Source organism: Burkholderia anthinoferrum, assembly GCF_002925705.1.
In the GTDB taxonomy this organism is placed as follows: Bacteria; Pseudomonadota; Gammaproteobacteria; order Burkholderiales; family Burkholderiaceae; genus Burkholderia; species Burkholderia semiarida.
Genome location: NZ_LFZP01000046.1, coordinates 125,232 through 148,877 on the forward strand (window position 1 = coordinate 125,232; position 23,646 = coordinate 148,877).

General features: G+C 67.6%; 24 protein-coding genes. 12 read left to right on the forward strand and 12 right to left on the reverse strand.

Going from position 1 to position 23,646, the window contains the following annotated elements; translation table 11 throughout:
• Positions 1-21: 21 nt before the first annotated feature.
• From C5F75_RS18130 to C5F75_RS18140, 3 genes are all read left to right on the forward strand, one after another.
• Positions 22-1,020 (forward strand): GlxA family transcriptional regulator, encoded by a 999-nt coding sequence (locus tag C5F75_RS18130; RefSeq protein ID WP_059575422.1) that lies wholly within the window; start codon positions 22-24, stop codon positions 1,018-1,020.
• 104 nt (positions 1,021-1,124) lie between these two features.
• Positions 1,125-2,072, forward strand: coding sequence for a choline ABC transporter substrate-binding protein (locus tag C5F75_RS18135; protein ID WP_060314054.1), 948 nt, complete (start codon positions 1,125-1,127; stop codon positions 2,070-2,072).
• A gap of 293 nt (positions 2,073-2,365) precedes the next feature.
• Entirely contained in the window at positions 2,366-2,992 is a 627-nt protein-coding gene (locus tag C5F75_RS18140; RefSeq protein ID WP_059575420.1) for a trimeric intracellular cation channel family protein, read from the forward strand.
• An 8-nt stretch (positions 2,993-3,000) separates the two neighbouring features.
• On the opposite strand, the gene C5F75_RS18145 is transcribed toward C5F75_RS18140, so the two are convergent.
• Complete coding sequence (locus C5F75_RS18145) at positions 3,001-3,426, reverse strand: PACE efflux transporter (RefSeq protein ID WP_059575418.1); 426 nt, start codon at positions 3,424-3,426, stop codon at positions 3,001-3,003.
• Between the two features lie 146 nt (positions 3,427-3,572).
• On the opposite strand from C5F75_RS18145, the gene C5F75_RS18150 reads away from it, so the two are divergent.
• Positions 3,573-4,517 (forward strand): LysR substrate-binding domain-containing protein, encoded by a 945-nt coding sequence (locus tag C5F75_RS18150; RefSeq protein WP_104012523.1) that lies wholly within the window; start codon positions 3,573-3,575, stop codon positions 4,515-4,517.
• Here the strand turns inward: C5F75_RS18150 and C5F75_RS18155 are convergent.
• The 3 genes from C5F75_RS18155 to C5F75_RS18165 all read right to left on the reverse strand — a co-directional run bounded on the left by C5F75_RS18155 (position 4,504) and on the right by C5F75_RS18165 (position 6,804).
• Entirely contained in the window at positions 4,504-5,658 is a 1,155-nt protein-coding gene (locus C5F75_RS18155) for a WD40/YVTN/BNR-like repeat-containing protein (protein WP_104012524.1), read from the reverse strand. The two genes, C5F75_RS18150 and C5F75_RS18155, sit on opposite strands and share 14 nt — an antisense overlap.
• Before the next feature lie 74 nt (positions 5,659-5,732).
• On the reverse strand, positions 5,733-6,002 hold the full coding sequence (locus C5F75_RS18160; protein ID WP_104012525.1) for a MoaD/ThiS family protein: 270 nt from the start codon (positions 6,000-6,002) through the stop codon (positions 5,733-5,735).
• A gap of 112 nt (positions 6,003-6,114) precedes the next feature.
• Complete coding sequence (locus C5F75_RS18165; protein WP_059575410.1) at positions 6,115-6,804, reverse strand: aspartyl/asparaginyl beta-hydroxylase domain-containing protein; 690 nt, start codon at positions 6,802-6,804, stop codon at positions 6,115-6,117.
• Between the two features lie 211 nt (positions 6,805-7,015).
• Here C5F75_RS18165 and C5F75_RS18170 point away from each other — a divergent pair, with 211 nt between their 5' ends.
• Together C5F75_RS18170 and C5F75_RS18175 are read left to right on the forward strand one after the other, a co-directional pair.
• Positions 7,016-7,360, forward strand: a complete 345-nt coding sequence (locus C5F75_RS18170) for a DUF4148 domain-containing protein (protein ID WP_059575591.1) — start codon at positions 7,016-7,018, stop codon at positions 7,358-7,360.
• Between the two features lie 71 nt (positions 7,361-7,431).
• Complete coding sequence (locus C5F75_RS18175) at positions 7,432-7,707, forward strand: DUF4148 domain-containing protein (protein WP_099317945.1); 276 nt, start codon at positions 7,432-7,434, stop codon at positions 7,705-7,707.
• A 216-nt stretch (positions 7,708-7,923) separates the two neighbouring features.
• Here C5F75_RS18175 and denD read toward each other — a convergent pair whose 3' ends face one another.
• The 8 genes from denD to C5F75_RS18215 all read right to left on the reverse strand — a co-directional run bounded on the left by denD (position 7,924) and on the right by C5F75_RS18215 (position 16,109).
• Positions 7,924-8,895 (reverse strand): D-erythronate dehydrogenase, encoded by a 972-nt coding sequence (denD, locus tag C5F75_RS18180; protein WP_104012526.1) that lies wholly within the window; start codon positions 8,893-8,895, stop codon positions 7,924-7,926.
• 28 nt (positions 8,896-8,923) lie between these two features.
• The gene (otnI, locus tag C5F75_RS18185) at positions 8,924-9,700 is read right to left on the reverse strand and encodes a 2-oxo-tetronate isomerase (RefSeq protein ID WP_059643791.1); all 777 of its coding nucleotides are present in this window, start codon (positions 9,698-9,700) and stop codon (positions 8,924-8,926) included.
• A 75-nt stretch (positions 9,701-9,775) separates the two neighbouring features.
• Positions 9,776-11,101, reverse strand: coding sequence for an MFS transporter (locus C5F75_RS18190; RefSeq protein WP_059575404.1), 1,326 nt, complete (start codon positions 11,099-11,101; stop codon positions 9,776-9,778).
• 122 nt (positions 11,102-11,223) lie between these two features.
• Complete coding sequence (gene otnC, locus C5F75_RS18195; RefSeq protein ID WP_059643797.1) at positions 11,224-11,865, reverse strand: 3-oxo-tetronate 4-phosphate decarboxylase; 642 nt, start codon at positions 11,863-11,865, stop codon at positions 11,224-11,226.
• Entirely contained in the window at positions 11,862-13,160 is a 1,299-nt protein-coding gene (otnK, locus tag C5F75_RS18200) for a 3-oxo-tetronate kinase (RefSeq protein ID WP_104012527.1), read from the reverse strand. Before otnK ends, otnC begins: the two co-directional genes overlap by 4 nt.
• Positions 13,161-13,179: 19 nt before the next feature.
• Positions 13,180-14,070, reverse strand: a complete 891-nt coding sequence (ltnD, locus tag C5F75_RS18205) for an L-threonate dehydrogenase (RefSeq protein WP_059575397.1) — start codon at positions 14,068-14,070, stop codon at positions 13,180-13,182.
• Positions 14,071-14,140: 70 nt separating this feature from the next.
• Positions 14,141-14,845 carry a FadR/GntR family transcriptional regulator gene (locus C5F75_RS18210; RefSeq protein ID WP_059575396.1) on the reverse strand — a complete coding sequence of 235 codons (705 nt, stop codon included), beginning with the start codon at positions 14,843-14,845 and terminating at the stop codon, positions 14,141-14,143.
• A 190-nt stretch (positions 14,846-15,035) separates the two neighbouring features.
• Positions 15,036-16,109 carry a GlxA family transcriptional regulator gene (locus C5F75_RS18215; protein WP_104012545.1) on the reverse strand — a complete coding sequence of 358 codons (1,074 nt, stop codon included), beginning with the start codon at positions 16,107-16,109 and terminating at the stop codon, positions 15,036-15,038.
• 286 nt (positions 16,110-16,395) lie between these two features.
• On the opposite strand from C5F75_RS18215, the gene C5F75_RS18220 reads away from it, so the two are divergent.
• Genes C5F75_RS18220 through C5F75_RS18245 form a run of 6 tightly spaced genes read left to right on the forward strand, consistent with a single transcriptional unit; the run spans position 16,396 to position 23,433 of the window.
• Positions 16,396-17,781 (forward strand): L-serine ammonia-lyase, encoded by a 1,386-nt coding sequence (locus C5F75_RS18220; protein ID WP_059575392.1) that lies wholly within the window; start codon positions 16,396-16,398, stop codon positions 17,779-17,781.
• 15 nt (positions 17,782-17,796) lie between these two features.
• Positions 17,797-19,041: a sarcosine oxidase subunit beta family protein gene (locus C5F75_RS18225; RefSeq protein ID WP_034204196.1), complete on the forward strand. Its 1,245-nt coding sequence runs from the start codon at positions 17,797-17,799 to the stop codon at positions 19,039-19,041.
• Positions 19,042-19,066: 25 nt separating this feature from the next.
• Positions 19,067-19,366 (forward strand): sarcosine oxidase subunit delta, encoded by a 300-nt coding sequence (locus C5F75_RS18230; protein WP_011547035.1) that lies wholly within the window; start codon positions 19,067-19,069, stop codon positions 19,364-19,366.
• On the forward strand, positions 19,363-22,374 hold the full coding sequence (locus C5F75_RS18235) for a sarcosine oxidase subunit alpha family protein (protein WP_104012528.1): 3,012 nt from the start codon (positions 19,363-19,365) through the stop codon (positions 22,372-22,374). Before C5F75_RS18230 ends, C5F75_RS18235 begins: the two co-directional genes overlap by 4 nt.
• Positions 22,364-22,996 (forward strand): sarcosine oxidase subunit gamma, encoded by a 633-nt coding sequence (locus C5F75_RS18240; protein ID WP_060314087.1) that lies wholly within the window; start codon positions 22,364-22,366, stop codon positions 22,994-22,996. Before C5F75_RS18235 ends, C5F75_RS18240 begins: the two co-directional genes overlap by 11 nt.
• A complete protein-coding gene (locus C5F75_RS18245) occupies positions 22,993-23,433 on the forward strand; it encodes a dihydroneopterin aldolase (protein ID WP_034186032.1) in 441 nt (146 codons plus the stop codon). Before C5F75_RS18240 ends, C5F75_RS18245 begins: the two co-directional genes overlap by 4 nt.
• The last annotated feature ends 213 nt before the right edge of the window (positions 23,434-23,646 follow it).

Below are 23,646 nucleotides of genomic sequence, written 5' to 3' on the forward strand. Positions count from 1 at the left end.
CCTCCTCGCCAGGAGACCGATGTGACGTCCGCCGTCGCTGTCGCGCCCGCCGCCTGCGTTTCACCGGTTTCGTCCCTCGCCCATTTCGGCTTTCTGACGCTGCCGAACTTCTCGATGATCGCGTTCTCGAGCGCGGTCGAAGTGCTTCGGATGGCGAACTACGTCGGGCGGGCGGATCACTACAAGTGGTCGATCTACTCGCTCGACGGCGCCCCCGCGCATGCCAGCAACGGCATCGCGGTGCGGCCCACGCAGGCGCTCGACTACGACAACCTGCCCGACGTGATGATCGTGTGCGGCGGCATCCGCATCCGCGACGTGGTCGACGACGGCGCGCGAGATACGCTCACGGCACTCGCCGAACGCGGGCTGCCGCTCGGCGGAATCTGCACGGGTGCGTACGCGCTGATGTCGAGCGGGCTGCTCGACGGCTATCGCTGCACCGTGCACTGGGAGAACCTGTCCGCGCTGCATTCCGAATTCCCGCAGGTGGGTTTCGCCGACGAGTTGTTCGTCGTCGATCGCGACCGCCTGACCTGCACCGGCGGCACCGCGCCGCTCGACCTGATGCTGAACCTCGTCGGCATGCGGTTCGGCCAGCAACTGGCCGCGCAGGTCTCCGAGCAGTTCATCCTCGAGCGCATCCGCAGCTCGACCGATACGCAGCCGATTCCCGTCGATGCGCGGGTCGGCTTCTCGCGTGCGGAGCTGATCGAGGTCGTGCGGCTGATGGAGGCGAACATCGAGGAGCCGCTGTCGCTCGAGGAGCTCGCGCGGCTCGTGCGGTTGTCGCAGCGGCATCTGCAGCGCATGTTCAAGGTGTACCTGAACGTGTCGCCGACCCACTATTACCTGACGCTGCGCCTGAAGCGCGCACGCGACCTGCTGCGCACGACCGATGCGTCGATCGCACGCGTGACGGCGGTCTGCGGCTTTCATTCGCCGTGTCATTTCAGCAAGGCATACCGCGCGCAGTTCGGCCATGCGCCGAGCTACGAGCGCCGGCTGCCGGGGCGCTGAGCCGGGGCAATCGGACGGTCCGCGACGTCGCCGGGATCGCGGCGCGCGGCTTCAACAAACGATCCCGCATTCAAGCAAACGACATCACTTTGAGGAGAAGCAAGATGAAGCGCCTATTGATCGCAGCGGTGTGCGGAATCGGGATGACCGCGCCGATGTCGGCCGTTTATGCGGCCGATCCGCCCGTGTGCAAGAACGTGCGCTTCGCGGATGTCGGTTGGTCCGACATCGCGGCGACCACGGGCCTCGCGTCGACGATGCTGCAGGGGCTCGGCTACAACCCGACGAAGACGATCGCGTCGGTGCCGATCACGTTCGCGGGGATCAAGAGCAAGCAGATCGACGTGTTCCTCGGCTACTGGTCGCCGACGATGGACCCGATCATCCAGCCGTTCACGAAGGCCGGCACGATCAAGGTGCTCGCGACGCCGAACCTGACCGGCGCGAAATACACGCTCGCGGTGCCCGACTACGTGTACCAGGGCGGCCTGAAGTCGTTCGCGGACATCCAGAAGTACGCGGACAAGCTCAACGGCAAGATCTACGGGATCGAACCGGGCAACGACGGCAATGCGCTGATCAAGAAGATGATCGACGGCAACCAGTTCGGCCTCGGCAAGTTCAAGCTGGTCGAGTCGAGCGAGGCCGGGATGCTGGTCGAGGTGAATCGCGCGATCCGCGACAAGCAGTGGATCGTGTTCCTCGGCTGGGAACCGCATCCGATGAACGTGCAGATGAAGATCGACTACCTGACCGGCGGCGACGACGTGTTCGGCCCGAACTACGGCGAAGCGAAGGTGCTGACGGCGACGCCGCCCGACTACGCGCAGCGCTGCCCGAACGTCGCGAAGTTCGTGTCGAACCTGCAGTTCACGACGGCGATCGAGAACCACGTGATGGTGCCGATCATGAACAAGCAGGACCCGAACAAGGCCGCCGCCGCGTGGCTGAAGGCGAACCCGGAGGCGCTCGACAAGTGGCTGGCCGGCGTGACGACGATCGACGGCAAGCCGGGCCTGCCGGCGGTGAAGGCGTATCTCGGCGCGCATTGACGGTGACGTGTCGGGCTGGGCGGCCGCGGCCCGAAGCCTGACCTGAATGTTGAGCCGGCGTAAGCGGGGTGACCTGCTTGCGCCGGCTTTTTGCTGCCCGCTTCATGCTCCGTCCGACGGTCGCTGGACGATGCGCTAGACTGCTCGATCCCGATCGAGGAGACGGCAATGACCCGCAACCCGCTTGATGCGTCCGGACGGCAACACGCAGCCGGCACGCCGCCGAATGGCGCGACCGTTTCGGCCGACGCAGGCTGCGGCCGGACAATCCGGTACGTCGGCCATTCATTCGCATGAAACGCATCGAGCAAGTCGTGCTCGCGGCCGATCTCGCGGGCACGGCGGTGTTCGCGATCGAGGGCGCCAATGCGGCGATCGGCGCCGGACTCGACCTGTTCGGGGTGATGGTGCTGTCGCTCGTCGTCGCGCTTGGCGGCGGCGTGATTCGCGACCTGCTGATCGGCGCTCGCCCGCCGAGCGCCGTGAGCGACTGGCGTTATCCGGCGCTCGCGTTCGCCGCAGGACTGTTCGCCTTCGTGTTTCATGCGCGGGTCGCGTCGTTTTCGCCGTCGCTGCTGACGATGCTCGATGCGGCCGGCCTCGCGCTGTTCGCGGTCGCGGGCGCCGTGAAGGCGCTCGAATTCCGCGTGCCGCCGTTCATTGCCACGCTGATGGGCGCGGTGACCGGCTGCGGGGGCGGCGTCGTGCGCGATCTGCTGCTCGCACGGATACCGGTCGTGCTGGTCACGGACATCTACGCGAGCGCGGCGCTGCTCGGCGCGGTCGTCGTCGTGCTGTGCCGGCGGCTCGGTTGCCCGCCCGTCGTCGCGGCCTTGCTGGGCGGGCTCGCGTGCTTCGCGCTGCGGATGGCGGCGGTGCGTTTCGGCTGGCAGTTGCCGAAAATCGCCGCGGGGGCGTAGGCCCCGGCTCACGACTCCTTCGTCGCCGCCGGCACGTCGAATACCCGATCGAACGCCCACTGGAACACGAACGCGTAGCAGAAGAAGAACGCGAACAGCCCGATATCGACGACGAACGCGTCGAACCACGAGATGTCGAGCCACCACGACACGACGGGCACGAGGATGAAGATCAGCCCGCCCTCGAATCCGGTCGCGTGCAGGATCCGCCGTCCGAGCGTGCGCGCCGGCTGCCGGCGCGACGCTTCCCAGCGCTCGAACAGCGCGTTGAAGATCATGTTCCACAGCATCGCGATCGCCGACATCGTCGCCGACAGCGCGCCGGAGTAGACGAGGTCCTGCTTGAAGATCGCCGCGATCGCGGGCGAGATGCAGGAAATGGCGATCGCTTCGTAGAGCACCGCCTGCGTGATCCTGCGCGGTAGGCCTTGCACGGGTTCCTCCGGTTCGAGGTCGACCGTCGCGGCACCATGCCGCGACGCCCCGCAAGGCTAGTCGCGTTGCGCAGCCGCTTCAATTCACCTAATCTCACCCCGATTGAATCGAATTCAACCCGGCCGCATCCGGCCCGCGAGGCCCCGTGTTCTCGAAAATTCCCCTGACCGCATTGCGTGTATTCGAATCGTCGGCGCGGCTCGGCACGTTCAAGGCCGCCGCGGACGAGCTGTCCGTGACGCCGGCTGCCGTGTCGCACCAGATCAAGTCGCTCGAGAGCCGCGTCGGCGTGCTGCTGTTCGAGCGCGGCGCAGGCGGCGTGCGGCTGACGGAAGAAGGCGAGCGGCTGTTTCGCGCGAGTCACGATGCGTTGCTGGCATTGAGCCGCGGGCTCGATGCGGTGCGTCCCGATGCGGCCGACGAGCGCCCGCTCGTGCTGACCACCACGCCGGCCTTTGCGGCGATGTGGCTGATTCCGCGTCTCGGCGCGTTTCGCCGCATCGATCCGCATCTGCACATCAAGGTCGAAACCGGAAACGCGCTCGTCGATCTCGAACGCGATGCCCGGATCGATCTCGCGATTCGCGCGACGTCGCGGCGGTTTCCCGCGTTGCACGAGATTGCGCTGATCGACGAATATTTCGGCGCGTATGCGGCCGTCGGGTTCGACGCGCATCGCTCGGACGGGACGCTCGACCTGATCGAAACGGTGTGGGATACGCCGTTGCCCGTGTCGGTCGACTGGGCGTCGTGGTGCCGTGCGGCGGGCCGGGAGGCGTGGCTCGAACGTGCGGTCTTCCGTCATTACGACGACGAGCATTACGCGTTGCAGGCCGTGCTGCACGGGCAGGGGATCGCGCTGCTCAGCTCGGTGCTGGCCGCCGAGCACGTCGAGCGCGGCGCGTTGATGCCGATCGAGCCCGCGGTGCGGCTCGACGGTGCGCGCTTCGTCGCGTTGTGCCGGCCGGGGCGCGAGCGCGAGCCGCAGGTCAGGCGGTTTCTCGACTGGCTCGAAGCGGAAGTCGCACGAACGCGCGACGCGGTGGCGCGGATGGCGCCGGACAAGCGCCGCGCCGCTACCCGAACCTGACGCAATACGCCGGCGGCAAATGCGCCGATACCTGTTGCCAGCGCTCGCCGCCATCGGCGGATGTCCATAACCCGCCGGTCGTCGACGCCATCGCGAGGCGCGTGCCGGAATCGTCCACCGCGAGCCCGTGCCGGTACACGAGGTCGTACGCGGGCGCGGCCGGCAATCCGTTCGACAGGCTCTCGAAACTGCGGCCGCCGTCGCGCGTACGCGTGACGACGAACCGGCCGTTCACCGGAATCCGGCACGCGTCCTTTACGGCCGGTACGAACCACGCGGTATCCGGTTCGTGCGGATGCACGGCCACCGCGAAACCGAAGCTCGACGGCTGCGCCTCGATCCGCCGCCAGTGTTCGCCGCCGTCGGTCGAGCGGAAGATCGCGCAGTGATGCTGCGTCCACAGCACGTCCGGATTGGCCGCGCACTGCACGACGCGGTGCGGGTCCTGCATGTTCGGTTCGCCGCGTCGCTCGGGCGGCATGTAGTCGGCTTCCATGCCTTCCGCGGTCACGCGCCACGTCGCGCCGCCGTCCGCGGTCTGCCACACGCCGCCGCACGAGATGCCGACGGCAACGTGCCGGCTGTCGCGCGGATCGACCATCACCGAATGGATGCCCGGCGCGTCGTACCCGCCGCCGCCCCATTCGGCGCGTTCGGGGCGATCCCACAGCGGGCGGTTGAGTGCCCACGAATCGCCGTGATCGTCGGAACGGAACAGGCCGCCGGGAATCGTGCCGGCCCACAGCACGCCGGGTTCGTCCGTGCCGCCGGTTTCGAGCGACCAGATTTGCTGAAGCGTCCACGGCGGTTGCGGCTGTGGCGGCCCGGGCGGCTCGTCGTCCATGGCGCCGTTGCCGGCATGCGCATCGGCGCGGGGAGGTGACGCGTCGGCGTGCTGCGGCGGATAAACCGGGACCGCGCATTCCTCCCATTCGGTGGCGCCTGCGCGCAGCCGATGCAGCTTCACGCCGAAATGCCCCAGATTGAGCGCCGCATACAGCGTACCGTCGCGCGGGTCGGCGAGCGCCATGCTGACGGGCTCGCCGATGAAATGCGGTTCGCCGAGCGTCCAGCCGCCGTTGCCATCGGGTTGCAGGACGAACAGGCCCTTGCGGGTGGCGACGAGCAGTCGATCGTTCATATGCGATGTCTCCGGATGGTCCGCCTTGGCGCGACGGCGCTTGGTATCGGGAATGCGCCCGTGCATCGGTCCCTTTATCCGCCCGTCAGCGCCTGCACGACATACACGCGGCTGGCGTCGCCGAGCGCATCGGACAGATGCTGCCGGTCGCGGATCGGCTGGCCGTCGATGAACACCGACAGGTGCTTTCGCAGCGCGCCCTGGTCGTCGACGATGTAGCCGCGCAGCCGCGGCTGCTCGCTGAAAATGGTGTCGAATGCTTCGCCGACCGTATGCGCGTCGATGTCGCGCTCGGGCGTTTCGACATGCCGCTGGATCGACGCGGCGAAAAAGAGGTGCGCCATGGCGGTAGCTGGCAGGAGCCGCACGAAGGGACGGCTTGTAGTGTAGGCGATCCGGCGGGCGCCGAAAGGCGGAACGGAGCCGCCGTGCGCGGCGCGCGCGGGGTGGCGGCGGCTAAACCGGAATCGACCGCCCCCTGATCCGGATCCCGAGCCGCACGACGCCGATCACCGCATTCGACAGCCACGTGAGCCAGCGCGGCATCCCGCGCCGGCGGATATCGAGCAGCAGCACGATCCGCACGGCGTCGCTGTCGTTCCACACCTCGTGCGTGAACGTGTCGTCCCACAGCAGGAAGCGGCCTTCGTCGAGCCGGTATTCGTGGCCGTCGACCTTCAGCACGGCGGCCGGCGTGCCGTCCGCGCGCTGCGGCATCGACAGCACGAGATAACCGCGCAGGATGCCGCGAAACGGCCCGCGATGCGGCGGGATGTGCTTGCCGGGCGCGAGGAACGACAGCGACGCGGACAGCACGTCCGGCGACGCCGCGACGAGCGACGCGACGGTCGGGCAGCGCGACAGGTTGCGCGCAAACGGTTGGCCGTACGCCTGCATGATGAACATCCGCCAGTCGCGCGCATCGTTGGCCGAGATGTCGTACTGCTCGCGCATGATTTCGTGAAAGCGCGGGATGCGCGGCATGTCGCGTGCGACGTCGAGCGCCTCCGCGCGGATCGCGGGCCATGCGCGCACGAAACGCTCGGCATCCGGGAATGCGGCCGCGTCGAGCACCGCGCCGCTGTCGATATGGCGGTCGTACAGCGTGCGCAGCAGGGCGGCTGCATGGTCGTAAGCGGCGGACATGGTCGATCGACGGGTGGCCCGGATGAAGAGGTGATCAGTCTGCCCGAAGCACGGCGGGCATTGCGTTACGTCAGGTTACGCCGGCTGACGAATGAATGACAGTTCGATGAAGGTCCGGCAGGCGCGAATGGAAAGGCCGGGAATAAACCGCGTTCCTCCGTCGTCATACGCGTGTAGCACGTCGTCTCATTGACTGATGAAGGAGTGGAACATGAACACGCACTGGCTGGTGGCCGCCACGGTGGCGGCGATTTCTCTCGCAGGTGTCGCGACGCAAGCGTCGGCACAGGCGCTCACGCGCGAGCAGGTCCGGCAGGAACTGATCGATGCCGAAAACAACGGACTGCGCTTCGTGACCGATACGTCGTATCCGGACGTGAGCCCGCTGTTTCAGCAGCAGGCCGAACGGATGCCGGAGCGTCAGGCCAGCACGGCCGTGGGCGGCGATCCGGCCACGTCGTCCGAAGCGGGCAAGCCGGCGGCGACGTCGCCGCGTCGAGGCGCCGCCGCATGCGTCGGCCCCGCGAGCTTCTGCGCGATCTATTTCGGAAGCTGATCCATCCGCCTGCCTCCGCAGGTCACGCATGTCCCGTGGTTGATCGATACGTCACATTGAAGGAGTTCATGATGAAAACCTATATCGCACTACTGACGATGATCGGTGCGATCGTCGGTCAATCGGCATTCGCGCAATCGGCCGCGCCGCTGACGCGTGCGCAGGTTCGCGACGAACTGATTCGCCTCGAAGCGGCCGGGTACGACCCGGCGAAGGGCGACGAAGGCGAGTATCCGGCCGATATCCAGGCCGCTGAAGCGAAGCTCGCCGAGCAGGATCGCGCGCGGATGGCGGCGTCGATTACGCGGGCGGCCGAACCCGGCATGCCGGCGCCGATCGGCAACTAGGTGCCGACATGGACCTGTGTTGCGTGATGCCGTCGGCGTCGCGACAGAACGAGGCACGTGCGAAGCGTGTCGCGCGGAGACGAATCGTGGGGAGCGGCGGTGCGGCGTCGTCGCGGCGCCGATGCGCGCTTCATGCAGGCGGGCGGGGTGCGACGCGCGTCGTCGCGCGTCGAAAAAACGCCCGGGCCGCATTAATGCGGCCCGGCGCGCCGCAAATCAGCGCCGTTCGTCCGCGATATGGCTGCGGATCACGTCCGCGAACGACGTGTCGCCCTTCAGCCCGAGCGCTTGCGCGCGCGACGTATCCCAGCGGCCCGGCCAACTGCCGACGATCTTCTCGACGCGTTCGTCGGGCACGTGGCGGATCAGCTTCACGACCTCGTCGCCCGCGACTTCGCGCAGCGCCGCGATCATCTCGTCGACCGACACCGACAGCCCCGGCAGGTTGATCACGCGCTGGTTGCCGAGTTGCGCGCCGTCGATTTCGCATCCGGCGACGAGCGCGTCGATCGCGCCGCGCGGCGACAGCAGCCACAACCGCGTCGAGCCCGGCACCGGGCACACGCTTTCCTCGCCGTTCAGCGGCTCGCGGATGATGCCGCTCGCGAACGACGACGCGGCCGCGTTCGGGCGGCCCGGCCGCACGCTGATCGTCGGCAGTCGCAGCACGCGGCCGTCGACGAAGTCGCGCCGCGCGTAGTCGCACAGCAGCAGTTCGGCGATCGCCTTCTCGGCGCCGTACGACGATTGCGGGTTCAGCGCGGTGTCGTCCTGCACGACGTCGGGCAGCGCGCCGCCGTACACCGCGACGGAGCTCGTGAACACAACGCGCGGCCGGTGGCCGCGTGCGCGGCACACTTCGAGCAGCGTGCGCGACGCGTCGAGGTTGATCCGCATGCCGAGATCGAAGTCGGCTTCGGCCTGCCCGCTGACGATCGCCGCGAGGTGGAAGATCGCGCCCGTCTGCGTGTCGATCGCGCTGTCGAGCACCGCGCGATCGGCGATGTCGCCGACGATCGACGTCACGCGCGCGTCGCCGAAATCGCTGCCCTTGACGACGTCGAGCAGCACCAGTTCGTCGATCTTCTCGATACGGCCGTCGGGGCCGGTGAGTTCGCCGCGCTCGAGCAGCTTGCGCGCGAGACGCTGGCCGAGAAAGCCGGCGCCCCCGGTAATCAGTACTTTCATGTTCGTTGCCCTATGTGGAATACGGGAATCACAGGTACGGCTTGATCCAGCCGAGACCTTCCGACGTGCCGGCCTTCGGCCGATACTCGCAGCCGATCCAGCCGTCGTAGCCGAGCGCGTCGATCAGCGCGAACAGATACGGGTAGTTGAGTTCGCCGACATCCGGCTCGTGGCGTTCCGGCACGCCCGCGATCTGGATATGGCCGATGCCCGCGAAATCGCGCTTGAGCTTCATCGCGAGATCGCCTTCGACGATCTGGCAGTGGTAGCAGTCGAACTGCACCTTCAGGTTCGGCGCGCCGACTTCCGCGCGGATCGCCTGCGCGTCGTCCTGGCGGCTCAGGAAATAGCCCGGCATGTCGCGCTGGTTGATCGGCTCGATCAGGATCGTGATGCCGTGCGCGGCGGCGGCCTGCGCCGCATGGCGCAGGTTCGCCAGATAGGTGTCGCGATGGCGCGCGCGGTCGGCGCCCTGCGGCACCATGCCGGCCATCACGTGTAGCTTCTTGTTGCCGATTACGCGCGCATAGTCGAGCGCCTGGTCGATGCCGCGGCGGAATTCGTCCTCGCGGCCCGGCAGCGATGCAATGCCGCGTTCGCCCGCGGCCCAGTCGCCCGGCGGCGCGTTGAACAGCGCCTGTTCGAGGCCGTGCGCGTCGAGGCGCGCGCGGATGTCGTCGGCCGCGAAGTCGTACGGGAACAGGTACTCGACGGCCTTGAAGCCGTCGTGGGCGGCAGCGGCGAAGCGTTCGAGAAACGCATGCTCGGTGTACATCATCGAGAGGTTGGCGGCGAAGCGTGGCATGGCGGCGGGTCCTGTGTATGAATGGGGCGGGGCGCCGTGCGCCCCGCGTCGAATGATGAATCGGCCAGCGGCGGATCAGCGGTTCACGAGCTTGGGCGGCGTGAGCCACACGGCGATCGCGCCGATCACGAGCATCGCCGCGAGCACGTACATGCCGGACGCGGTGCTGTGCGTGACGTCCTTCAGGTAGCCGATCACGTACGGGCTCGCGAAACCGGCGAGGTTGCCGACCGAGTTGATGATCGCGATCCCGGCCGCGGCCGCGGAGCCCGCGAGGAACGCGGTCGGCAGCGACCAGAACAGCGGCGCGCAGGTCAGCACGCCGCCCGCCGCGAGCGACAGGAACACGATCGACACCGCCGTATTGTGCGAGTACGACGCGGCGACCGCAAACCCGATCGCGCCCATCAGCGCCGGCACGATCAGGTGCCAGCGGCGTTCGCGGCGCTTGTCCGCGCTGTGGCCGAACAGGTTCATCACGACGATCGCGACGACGAACGGAATCGCCGACAGCAGGCCGATCTGCAGCGTGTCGGTGATGCCGGTCGATTTCACGAGCGTCGGCATCCAGAACGTGAGCCCGTACTGGCCGGTGACGAACGCGAAGTAGATCAGCGACATCCACCACATGCGCGGGTCCGAGAACACGGCCTTCAGCGAATGGCCGTGCTGCTGCTGTTCCTGCGGCTGCGCGGCGATTTCGTCTTCGAGCAATTGCTTCTCGCGCTCGTCGAGCCACTTCGCGCCGCGGATGCTGTTGTCGAGATACAGGATCGTCGCGATGCCGACGAGCACGGCCGGCACGGCTTCGATCATGAACATCCATTGCCAGCCGTGGAAACCCGAGCCGCCGTGGAAGCGCTCCATGATCCAGCCCGACAGCGGGTTGCCGAAGATGCCCGACACGGGAATCGCGGACATGAACACCGCGATGATCTTCGCGCGGCGATGCGACGGGAACCAGTAGGTGAGATACAGGATCACGCCCGGATAGAAGCCGGCTTCCGCGAGGCCGAGCAGGAAACGCAGCACGTAGAACTGCGTCGGCGTCTTCACGAACGCGAACAGCGCGGACAGCAGGCCCCACGTGATCATGATCCGCGCGATCCAGATGCGCGCGCCGATGCGGTGCATCAGCAGGTTGCTTGGCAGTTCGAATAGAAAGTAGCCAAGAAAGAAAATCCCCGCGCCGAGCCCGAACACGGTTTCGCTGAACGCGAGATCCTGCGACATCTGCAGCTTGGCGAAGCCGACGTTCACGCGGTCGAGATACGCGACCACGTAGCAGAGCATCAGGAACGGCACGATGCGCCAGAACACTTTCTTGTAGGTGCGGTCGAGTTCGCCCGATTGGGCGGCCGCGGCGGGCGAGCGGCTTGCGGCCGCGTCGAGAGCAGTCATCGTCGTCTCCTGGACTATTGTGTGCCGGCGGCGCGTACGCCGCCGGATCGTGTGTGTGCTGACGGAAGGGCCCGCGCACACGGCGGGCATGGGAAGCAGTGCGTGATCCGTGCCGCGGCGCGTTACCAGCGCGCGCCGAAGGTCTCGCGCAGTTCGTCGAGCGCGGCGTCGGACAGCGGCTCGGGTTTCGGTTGCGTCATCAGCCACAGCCGGGCCGTTTCCTCCAGCTCCTCGAGCGCATATGACGCGTGCGACACCGACGGCCCCCACATCACCGGGCCGAGACGGTCGAGCAGCACGCCGCGCACCTGGTCCGCCAGCGCGGCGACTTCGGCCGCGACGGCCGGATCGCCGGGGCGGCGGTAACGGATCAGCGGAATGTGGCCGACCTTCATCACGTAGTACGGCGTGATCGGCGGCAGCACGTCGGTGTCGCGCCACACGCCCGCGAGCGTCAACGCGACGAGATGTGTCGAATGCGTGTGGACGACGCCGTTCGCTTCGGCATTGCGCGCGTAGATGCCGCGATGCAGCGCGAGCGTCTTCGACGGCTTGCCGCCCGATACGGGCTGACCGTCGGTGCCGACCTTCGCGATGTCGTTCGGGTCGAGCCGCCCGAGGCACGCGTCGGTCGGCGTGATCAGCCAGCCGTCATCCAGACGCGCGCTGATGTTGCCGGCGCTGCCGACCGCATGGCCGCGCGCATACAGGCTCGCGCCGATCACGCAGATCTCTTCGCGCAGTTTTGCTTCGTCGCTCATCATGCGGCTCCGTCGAGCGCGCGCAGCGCCTTGTCGAAAAAGTCCGTCGTGCCGAAATTGCCGGATTTCAGCGCGAGGCCGAGCGGCTGCGCATCGATGGTGGCGGTGGCCGGCACGCCCGGATCGATCTGCGCGCCGATCTGCAGCGACTTCACGTCGAGCGCCTGCACGACCGCGCCGGACGTCTCGCCGCCGGCGACGACGAACTTGCGCACGCCGAGTTCGCGCAGCCCGCGCGCGATCGCCGCGAGCGTGCTTTCGACGAGATGGCCGGCAGCTTCGACGCCGAGCGTTTGCTGCACGGCCTTCACTTCGTCGGGCGCCGCGGTCGCGTAGATCAGCACGGGCTGCGGCAGGTGCGAGCGCGCAAAGGCGAGCGCCTGGTCGACGACGGGCTCGCCGCGCGATGCCGCGAGCGGATCGATGCGGAAGCTCGGCCGCGTCGCGCGCCATGCGGCGACCTGCGCGTTGGTGGCCTTCGATGCGCTGCCGGCGAGTACGGCCGACGGGCCTTCGATGCGCGGCAGCGACGCCGCGTTGTCGCGCTCGGGCAATTGCTCCGCGCGGCGGAAATTCGCCGGCAGGCCGAGCGCGATGCCCGAGCCGCCGGTGACGAGCGGCAGGCCGGCGCACGCTTCGCCGAGCACGTAGAGATCGTGGTCCGACAGCGCGTCGGCGATCGCGAAACGCGCGCCTTCCGCGCGCAACTGGTCGATCCGCGCGCGCACGGCGGCCGCGCCGAGCGCGATCGTGTCGTAGCGGATCAGGCCGACCGCGGACTGCGTCTGCCGTTGCAGCACACGCACGAGGTTCGCGTCCGTCATCGGCGTGAGCGGATGATTTTCCATCCCCGATTCGTTCAGCAGCACGTCGCCGACGAACAGGTGGCCGCGATAGATCGTGCGGCCGTTCTCCGGGAACGCCGGGCACGCGATCGTGAAGTCGCCGCCGGCCGCATCGAGCAGCGCGTCGGCCACCGGCCCGATGTTGCCCGCGTCGGTCGAATCGAACGTCGAGCAGTACTTGAAGAAGAACTGGCGGCACCCTTGCGCGCGCAACCATTCGTACGCGGCGAGCGATTGCGCGACGGCGTCGGCGGCGGGGATCGTGCGCGACTTCAGCGCGACGACGATCGCGTCGGCGTCGACGATCGTGTCGGCGGCGGCGCCGTCGGCGGGCACGCCGATCGTCTGCACGGTGCGCATGCCGCTCTTGACGAGCATGTTCGCGAGATCGGTCGCGCCGGTGAAATCGTCGGCGATGCAGCCGAGCAGGGGACGGGAAGCGGAAGCGGTCATGGCAGGCACGTCGTTCGAATCAGCGGGCGGGCGGTAGCGTGATGCCGGGGAAAGTCTTGATCACGGCGGAATCGTCCTCGCCGCCGTGGCCGGCGCTCGATGCGCTCATGAACATCTGGTGCGCGGTGGCCGACAGCGGCAGCGGGAATTTGCTGCGGCGCGCGGTGTCGAGCACGAGGCCGAGATCCTTCACGAAGATGTCGACGGCCGACAGCGGCGTGTAGTCGCCGTTCAGGATGTGCGGCACCCGGTTCTCGAACATCCACGAATTGCCGGCGCTGTGCGTGATCACGTCGTACAGCGCGTCGGCATCGACGCCTTCGCGCAGGCCCAGCGCCATCGCCTCGGCGGCGGCCGCGATATGCACGCCGGCCAGCAACTGGTTGATGATCTTCACTTTCGAGCCGATGCCGTGCGCATCGCCGAGGCGGTACACCTTGCCGGCGATCGCGGCGAGCACGTCCTCGCAGCCCGCATACGCGGCGGCCGGGCCCGACGTCATCATCGTCATTTCGCCTGAGGCCGCGCGCGCGGCGCCGCCGGACACCGGCGCGTCGAGCATCTGCAGGCCGGCGGCCTCGATGCGTGCGCCGAGCGCGACCGCGAATTCGGGCGCGACGGTCGCGCTCGCGATCACGACGCCGCCCGGCTTCATCGCCGCGACCGCGCCGTGTTCGCCGAACAGCACCGTTTCCGTTTGCGCGGCATTGACGACGAGCGTGACGACGACGTCGCACCGCGCACCCAGTTCGGCCGGCGTCGCGCACGCGATGCCGCCTTCGGCGGCGAACGCCTGCAGCACGGTGTCGCGCACGTCGCATGCGTGCACGCGCAGGCCGGCGCGCAACAGCGAGCGGGCGACGCCGAGGCCCATCGCGCCGAGGCCGATGACTCCAACATTTCGTGACATGGTCAACCTTGATCGATTCGGAAGAGGTTCATGACGGCGCCGCCGCCCCGAAAGGCCGCGGCCGCCGGCTTCAGCAGATGCCGGCTTCCGCGAGACGGCGGGCCGCGTTGTACATGTGCGTGCGCGCCGCGTTACGGGCGGCCATCGGGTCGCGCGCGCGGATCGCGTCGGCGATCGCCGCGTGTTCGTCGCGCACCTGGCGCGAGAAATCCTCGCGCGTCGCTTCGTTGCTGCGCGTGACCTTCACGCCGGCTTCGAGATACTGGTTCAGGAACTGCAGCGTCTTCAGGAAATACGGATTGCCGGTGACGGCCGCGATCGTGCGGTGGAACGCGACGTCTTCCGCGACGCCGTCGCGCCCTTCGGCCACCGCTTCGTCGATCTTGCGCAGCGCGTCGTCGATGTCGGCCATGTCGTCGTCGGTGTGGTGCAGCGCGGCTTCGGCGGCGACTTCGGCCTCGATCGCGCGGCGCACCGCGAGCAGGTGCGGCAGCGAGCTTGCCTCGACGGCTTCCGCGTAGTCGATCCGCAGCGGCCGGATCGCGCCGTGCTGGTTCACGAACACGCCGCTGCCCTGGCGCGGCTCGACCACGCCTTCGTTCTTCAGCCGCGAGATCGCCTCGCGGATCACGGTGCGGCTCACGCCGAATTCCTGCGCGAGCACGGCCTCGGTCGGCAGCTTGCCGGTGGCCGAGAAGCTGCCCACTTCGATCTGCTTGAGCAGTTGCTGCGCGACATGGTCGCTCATCGCGCGGGCCGGAATTTTCTCGAACATGATGCTCTGGTTTGTAAGGTGATGTGGTCATCATACAAATTTGAGCGAACATCAGCATCCGGGATAACCCGCGCTTTGCAGCGAGTAACGTCGGCTAAATTGGTTGGAACCGGTTCCAAACGCACCTAAACCGATGCGAACGTGCGCGGTTCCGCAATCGGTCAGGAAAGGGCGCGCACCCTTGGAGCGGTCAGTCGGCGATGTCCTCGACCGGGTCGGCCGACGCATCGGGCATCGCGGCCACTTCGGCCACGTCGCCGCCGCGCTCGCGATAGGTCGCCGGCGGCACGCCGAACTGCTTGCGGAATTCGCGCCCGAGGTGCGACGCATCGGCGAATCCGCAGCTCGATGCGATATCGGCGACGGTGCGGTCCGAGCTCGTCAGCAGCCACGCGGCCGTGCGCAGCCGTACCTGCTTCGCGAAGGCCTGCGGGCTCTTGCCGGTCTCGGCCTTGAACAGCCGCTCGAGCTGCCGCGTCGACAGGTCGAGCTTGCACGCGAGTTCCTCGAGCGGCAGCGCGCGCCCGACGTGCTGTTCCATCAGAAGAATCGCGCGCTTGACCTTCGGGTGTGTCGCCGGCTCGAGGCCCGGCGGATGCGGTTGCGGCGCATTGCCTTTCTGCATCTCGCCGACGAGCAGGATGCGCAGCGCCTTCTGCACGGTCGCGTGATCGAAATGGCGCAGCAGGATCGCGGCGGCGACGTCGATCGATGCGCGGCCGCCCGAGCACGTGATCCGGCGCCGGTCGATCACGAACAGGCGGTCGGCGATCAGCAGGTCGGGATCGGCGGACGGGAAGCGTTCGATGAAATCCCAGTAATGGAACCAGCTCACGCAGGTGCGGTAGCCGTCGAGCACGCCGGCGCGCATCAGCGCGAACACGCCCGTGCAGATGCCGACGACCGTCGCGCCGCCCGTCGCCGCGCGGCGGACGAAGTCGAGCGTTTCAGGGCCGGCCTGCGGCCCCGAATGCAGCAGCCCGCCGACCACCACCACGTAGTCGAACGGCTCGGCCGCGTCGAACGTCTCCCACGGCGTGATCTGGATCCCGCAGCTCGCGCGCACCGGCGCGAGCGTCTCGCCGATCACGCTCCATGCGCAGCGCACGGGCTTGCTGTAGTCGCCGTCGTCGGCCGACAGCCGCAGCATGTCGACGAAGCCGGAGAAGGCCGTCAGCGTGAAGTTCGGCAGCAGCACGATGCCGAAGCGGATGCGCCGCGGCGCGGGTTCTGCGAGGGGGGAAGCGGGTACGTCGGGGGTCATCGCGGCCAATCTCGTCACGCCTGGCAGGCGGTCTCACTCGTTTCAGTCTGTTTGCGGGTTGCGGCTGCCGGAGGCGGCGCGGATGCAGCCAGCGTCGCCGATCGGCCGCGGCCGGACTTGTGGTTTTCCGTCGCGAACCATCGCCAAAACGCACTTTCCGGGCGGCCGGCGCGGCGCTTGGCGGCGCTATCCCACGCCGATGCCGTTTTTGTTCTATCGGCCGATTTTACGCTTTGATGTACTGGGGCCCAACGACATTTCACGCATGCAACCCAAAGGAAGCCAGATGAACGTCAGCGCGTTCGACTTGTTCAAGATCGGCATCGGCCCGTCCAGTTCGCATACGGTCGGCCCGATGATCGCCGCGTGCCGCTTCGCGTCGCACGTCGAGGACGCGAACCTGCTCGGCTTCGTGCGCCGCGTGCGGGTCGAGCTGTACGGCTCGCTCGGCGCGACCGGCAAGGGCCACGGCACCGACAAGGCCGTGCTGCTCGGCCTCGAGGGCCACCTGCCCGACACGATCGATCCGGACCTGATCGAGCCGCGGCTCGCCGCGATCCGCGCGGAGAAGTCGCTGTCGCTGCTCGGCAAGCAGACGGTGCGCTTCGACGAGAAGGAACACATCGGCTTCTATCGCAAGCTGATGAGCGGCACGAGCATCGTGCATCCGAACGGGATGCGCTTCCAGGCATTCGACGAGCACGGCCAACTGCTCGTCGAGAAGGAGTATTACTCGGTCGGCGGCGGCTTCGTCGTGAACCGCGACGGCGACCGCGTGAACGGCGTGCGCGCGGCCGTCGAAGTGCCGTATCCGTTCCGCACCGGTGACGACCTGATGCGCCAGTGCCGCGAACACGGGCTGTCGATCGCCGAGCTGATGCTGCGCAACGAATGCGCGCTGCGCCCTGCCGACGAAGTGCGCGCCGGGCTGCTCGCGATCTGGCGCACGATGGCCGCTTGTGTCGAACGCGGCTGCAAGGTCGAGGGCGACCTGCCGGGCCCGATGCGCGTGAAGCGCCGCGCGGCCGAACTGTACGGCCGCCTGCGCGCGCGTTCGGAAGAGTCGCTGCGCGACCCGCTGTCGATGCTCGACTGGGTCAACCTGTATGCGATGGCCGTCAACGAAGAGAACGCGGCCGGCGGCCGGGTCGTCACCGCGCCGACCAACGGCGCGGCCGGCGTGATCCCCGCGGTGCTGCACTACTACGTGAAGTTCGTGCCGGGCTCGAACGAAGCCGGCATCGTCGAATTCCTGCTGACGGCCGCGGCGATCGGGATCATCTACAAGGAAACCGCGTCGATCTCCGGCGCGGAAGTCGGCTGCCAGGGCGAAGTGGGCGTCGCGTGCTCGATGGCCGCGGCCGCGCTCGCCGCCGTGATGGGCGGCACGCCGGACCAGGTCGAGAACGCGGCAGAGATCGGCATGGAGCACAACCTCGGGATGACCTGCGACCCCGTGGGCGGGCTCGTGCAGATCCCGTGCATCGAGCGCAACGCGATGGGCGCGATCAAGGCGCTGAACGCGTCGCGCATGGCGCTCAAGGGTAACGGCCAGCACTACGTGTCGCTCGATTCGGTCATCAAGACGATGCGCGAGACGGGTGCCGACATGAAGACGAAATACAAGGAAACGTCGCGCGGCGGTCTTGCCGTGAACGTCATCGAATGCTAACGAAGGATCACTAACATGAGCCGCTACTCGATATTCAGCCTGTTCCGCAACGGCCTCTCGTATCACGAGAACTGGGAAAAGCAGTGGAAGAGCCCGGAGCCGAAGAAGGAATACGACGTCGTGATCGTCGGCGGCGGCGGCCACGGCCTCGCGACCGCCTACTACCTCGCGAAGGAGCACGGCATCACCAACGTCGCGATTCTCGAGAAGGGCTGGATCGGCGGCGGCAACACCGCGCGCAACACGACGATCGTGCGCTCGAACTATCTGTGGGACGAGTCGGCCGCGCTGTACGAGAAGGCGATGAAGCTGTGGGAAGGGCTGTCGCAGGATCTGAACTACAACGTGATGTTCAGCCAGCGCGGCGTGATGAACCTGGCCCACACGCTGCAGGACGTGCGCGACACCGAGCGCCGCGTGAACGCGAACCGGCTGAACGGCGTAGACGCCGAATTCCTGACGCCCGCGCAGATCAAGGAAATCGAGCCGACGATCAACCTGAACAGCCGCTACCCGGTGCTCGGCGCATCGATCCAGCGCCGTGCGGGCGTCGCACGCCACGACGCGGTGGCCTGGGGCTTCGCGCGCGGCGCGGACCGCGCGGGCGTCGACATCATCCAGAACTGCCAGGTGACGGGCATTCGCCGCGAAGGCGGCGCGGTGGTCGGCGTCGATACGGTGAAGGGTTTCATCAAGGCGAAGAAGGTCGCGGTGGTCGCGGCCGGCAACACGACGACGCTCGCCGACATGGCCGGCATCCGCCTGCCGATCGAAAGCCACCCGCTGCAGGCGCTCGTGTCCGAGCCGATCAAGCCGGTGGTCAACTCGGTGATCATGTCGAACGCGGTGCACGCATACATCAGCCAGTCCGACAAGGGCGATCTCGTGATCGGCGCGGGTATCGACCAGTACACGGGCTTCGGCCAGCGCGGCAGCTTCCACATCATCGAAAGCACGCTGCAGGCGATCATCGAGATGTTCCCGGTGTTCTCGCGCGTGCGGATGAACCGCCAGTGGGGCGGCATCGTCGACGTGTCGCCGGACGCGTGCCCGATCATCACCAAGACCGACGTGAAGGGCCTCTATTTCAACTGCGGCTGGGGCACCGGCGGCTTCAAGGCGACGCCGGGCTCGGGCTGGGTGTTCGCGCACACGATCGCCCGCGACGAACCGCATCCGCTGAACGCGCCGTTCGCGCTCGACCGCTTCTATACGGGCCACCTGATCGACGAGCACGGCGCAGCCGCCGTCGCGCACTAACCACCGCACTGAAGGAGAAGGAAACATGTTGCTGATCGAATGTCCGTGGTGCGGGCCGCGCGCCGAATCCGAGTTCACGTGCGGCGGTGAAGCCGACATCGTGCGCCCGGTGGCGAACGAGACCATGACCGACCGCGAATGGGGCGAATACGTGTTCATGCGCGAGAACAAGCGCGGGCTGCACAAGGAGCAATGGCTGCACACGCAGGGCTGCCGCCGCTGGTTCAAGGTCACGCGCGACACGGTCACCTACGATATCAAGGGCTACGAAAAGTTCGGCGGAGCATCTGCCGGCAACGCACACGAAGAGGGCACGAGCAAATGAGCCAGAAAGACCGCCTCGGCACCGGTGGCCGCATCAATCGCGCGATTCCGTTGACGTTCACGTTCAACGGCCGCACGTACCAGGGCTTCCAGGGCGACACGCTCGCGTCCGCGCTGCTCGCGAACGGCGTGCACTTCGTCGCGCGCAGCTTCAAGTACCACCGTCCGCGCGGGATCGTGACGGCCGACGTCGCGGAACCGAATGCCGTCGTGCAGCTCGAAACCGGCCCGTACACGGTGCCGAACGCGCGCGCGACCGAAATCGAGCTGTATCAGGGCCTCGTCGCGACGAGCGTGAACGCGGAGCCGTCGCTCGAGAACGACAAGTACGCGATCAACCAGAAGCTGTCGCGTTTCATGCCGGCCGGGTTCTACTACAAGACGTTCATGTGGCCGCGCAACATGTGGCCGAAGTACGAAGAGAAGATCCGCGAAGCGGCCGGCCTCGGCAAGGCGCCCGAGGTGCTCGACGCCGATCGCTACGACAAGTGCTATGCGCACTGCGACGTGCTCGTGGTCGGCGGTGGCCCGTCGGGCCTCGCCGCCGCGCATGCGGCCGCCACGGCCGGCGCGCGCGTGATCCTCGTCGACGACCAGCGCGAACTCGGCGGCAGCCTGCTGTCGTGCCGCGCGGAGATCGACGCGAAGCCCGCGATGCAATGGGTCGAGAAGATCGAAGCCGAGCTGCGCAAGCTGCCCGACGTGACGATCCTGTCGCGCAGCACCGCGTTCGGTTACCAGGACCACAACCTCGTGACGGTCACGCAGCGCCTGACCGATCACCTGCCGGTATCGATGCGCAAGGGCACGCGCGAACTGCTGTGGAAGGTCCGCGCGAAGCGCGTGATCCTCGCGACCGGCGCGCACGAGCGGCCGATCGTGTTCGGCAACAACGACCTGCCGGGCGTGATGCTGGCGGGTGCGGTCTCCACCTACGTGCACCGCTTCGGCGTGCTGCCGGGCCGCAACGTGGTGGTGTTCACGAACAACGACCGTGCCTACCAGACCGCGCTCGACCTGAAGGCGTGCGGCGCGAAGGTGACGGTCGTCGATTCGCGCGCGTCGTCGAACGGCGCGCTGCCGGCCGCCGCGAAGCGGCAGGGCGTGACGGTGATGAGCGGCGCGGTCGTCACGGCCGCATCGGGCAAGTGGCGCGTATCGTCGGTCGACGTCGCGTCCTACTCGAACGGCCAGACGGGCGGCAAGATGCAGACGCTGCCGTGCGACCTCGTCGCGATGTCGGGCGGCTTCAGCCCGGTGCTGCACCTGTTCGCGCAATCGGGCGGCAAGGCGTGCTGGAACGACGAGAAGGCGTGTTTCCTGCCGGGCAAGCCGGTGCAGGCGGAAACCAGCATCGGCGCAGCGGCCGGCGAATTCGGGCTCGCCCGTGCGCTGCGGCTCGCGGTCGATGCGGGCGTCGAAGCGGCGAAGGCCGCGGGCTTCGCGGCCGCGCAGCGTCCGGCCGCACCGCAGGTCGCCGAAACCGTCGAAGGCGCGCTGCAGCCGTTGTGGCTCGTCGGCAGCCGCGAGGCGGCCGCGCGTGGGCCGAAGCAGTTCGTCGATTTCCAGAACGACGTCGCGGCGGCCGACATCCTGCTCGCCGCGCGCGAAGGCTTCGAGTCGGTCGAGCATGTGAAGCGCTACACGGCGATGGGTTTCGGCACCGACCAGGGCAAGCTCGGCAACATCAACGGGATGGCGATCCTCGCGGGCGCGCTCGGCAAGACGATTCCGGAAACGGGCACGACGACGTTCCGCCCGAACTACACGCCCGTGTCGTTCGGCACGTTCGCGGGCCGCGAGACGGGCGATTTCCTCGACCCGATCCGCAAGACGGCCGTGCATGAATGGCACGTCGAGCACGGCGCGATGTTCGAGGACGTCGGGAACTGGAAGCGGCCGTGGTATTTCCCGAGGAACGGCGAGGATCTCCATGCGGCCGTGAAGCGCGAATGCCTCGCGGTGCGCAACGGCGTCGGCATTCTCGATGCGTCGACGCTCGGCAAGATCGACATCCAGGGCCCGGACGCGGTGAAGCTGCTGAACTGGATGTACACGAACCCGTGGAACAAGCTCGAAATCGGCAAGTGCCGCTACGGGCTGATGCTCGACGAAAACGGGATGGTGTTCGACGACGGCGTGACCGTGCGCCTCGCCGACCAGCATTTCATGATGACGACCACCACCGGCGGCGCCGCGCGCGTGCTGACGTGGCTCGAGCGCTGGCTGCAGACCGAATGGCCCGACATGAAGGTGCGGCTCGCGTCCGTCACCGATCACTGGGCGACGTTCGCGGTGGTCGGCCCGAAGAGCCGCAAGGTCGTGCAGAAGGTGTGCCAGGACATCGACTTCGGCAATGAAGCGTTCCCGTTCATGAGCTACCGCAACGGCACGGTTGCCGGCGCGAAGGCGCGCGTGATGCGAATCAGCTTCTCGGGCGAGCTGGCCTACGAAGTGAACGTGCCGGCGAATGCGGGCCGCGCGGTGTGGGAAGCGCTGATGGCGGCCGGTGCCGAGTTCGACATCACGCCGTACGGCACCGAGACGATGCACGTGCTGCGCGCCGAGAAGGGTTACATCATCGTCGGGCAGGACACCGACGGCTCGATCACGCCGTACGACCTCGGGATGGGCGGGCTCGTCGCGAAGTCGAAGGACTTCCTCGGCAAGCGCTCGCTGACGCGCTCGGATACCGCGAAGGAAGGCCGCAAGCAGTTCGTCGGCCTGCTGACCGAAGACGAACAGTTCGTGCTGCCGGAAGGCGCGCAGATCATCGCGAAGGACACGCAGGTGTCGGCAACCGATCCGACGCCGATGATCGGGCACGTGACGTCGAGCTACTACAGCCCGATCCTGAAGCGCTCGATCGCGCTCGCGGTGGTGAAGGGCGGCCTGAACAAGATGGGCGAGAGCGTCGTGATCCCGCTGGCCAACGGCCGCCGCGTCACCGCGAAGATCTCGAGCCCGGTTTTCTACGATACCGAAGGGGTGCGTCAGCATGTGGAATGAAACGAGAAACCAGGCGCCGGTGGCGGGCGCGGCCGGCGTGACGCTTGAATCGCCGTTCGTCGGCGCGGCCGACGTGCTGAAGGCGCACCAGGCGCGCGCATCGAAGAAGTTCACGCTGCGCGAGCGGCCGTTCCTCGATCTCGTCAACGTGCGCGGCGAGTTGAGCGACCCGGCATTCGTCGCCGCGTTCGAGCGCGTGGTCGGCTGCCGGCCGCCCGCGACGCCGAACACGGTCGCGCGCGGCGCCGAGTACGACGTGCTCTGGCTCGGGCCCGACGAATGGCTCGTGCGGTCGAACGGGCCGGTTCAGGCCGGCGTGCTCGAGGCCACGCTGGCGGAAGCCGTGCAGGGCTTGTACGCGGCGGCCGTCGACGTCGGCAGCGGCTACACGGTGGTCGAGATCAGCGGCGAACGCGTGCGCGACGTGATCGCGCGCGGCTGCCCGCTCGACGTGCATCCGCGCGTGTTCAAGCCGGGTCAGTGCGCGCAGTCGCACTACTTCAAGTCGCCGATCACGCTGATCCCGACCGGCGACGACTCGTTCGAGATCGTCCTGCGTCGCAGCTTCGCTGACTATTTCGTGCGTATCATGCTCGACGCCGCGGCGCCGCTCGCATCATGAAGCCGTTCGACGAACCGTTCGTGGCGATCGACGCGCCGCGCCTGCGCGGGCGCGGCTGGAGCGTGTTCGTCGACGAACTGAAGGTGCCCGCGCGGATCGGCATCCATGCGCACGAGCACGAGGCGCCGCAGCCGATCGTGATCGATGCGCGGCTCGGGTATCGCTGCGAGCCGAGCGAGCAGGGCGAGTGGATTGACTACGACGGCTACTGCGCGCGCGTCGCGTCGTTCCTGTCGCACAAGCCGCATACGCGGCTGCTGGAGACGCTCGTTGCGGATATCGCGGTGCTGTCGTTTCGCGAATGGCCGGCGCTGGAATCGCTGACGCTGTCGGTGTACAAGCCGAAGATCCGGCCGGGGACGAAACGCGTCGGCGTGTCGCTGGACTGGACGCGCGGCGATTACCTGCGGTGGACGGGAGCGGCGGGGCAGCTTTGATCGAAGGGGGCTGGATCAAGGCACGAGGGAGGTGATCCGGTGACTCCATGGGGCGGCGGCGCGAATGCGCCGCCGCACTCGTTTATAGTTCCTGAAATATGAGAACAACGGCCCGCCGCCCGCCTTTGGTGTTTTTGTTCCTGAAATATAGGAACAATTGGCGATCTGGCGGACGATTCACTATAATTCCGATATTCTCGTAACTATGCTGTC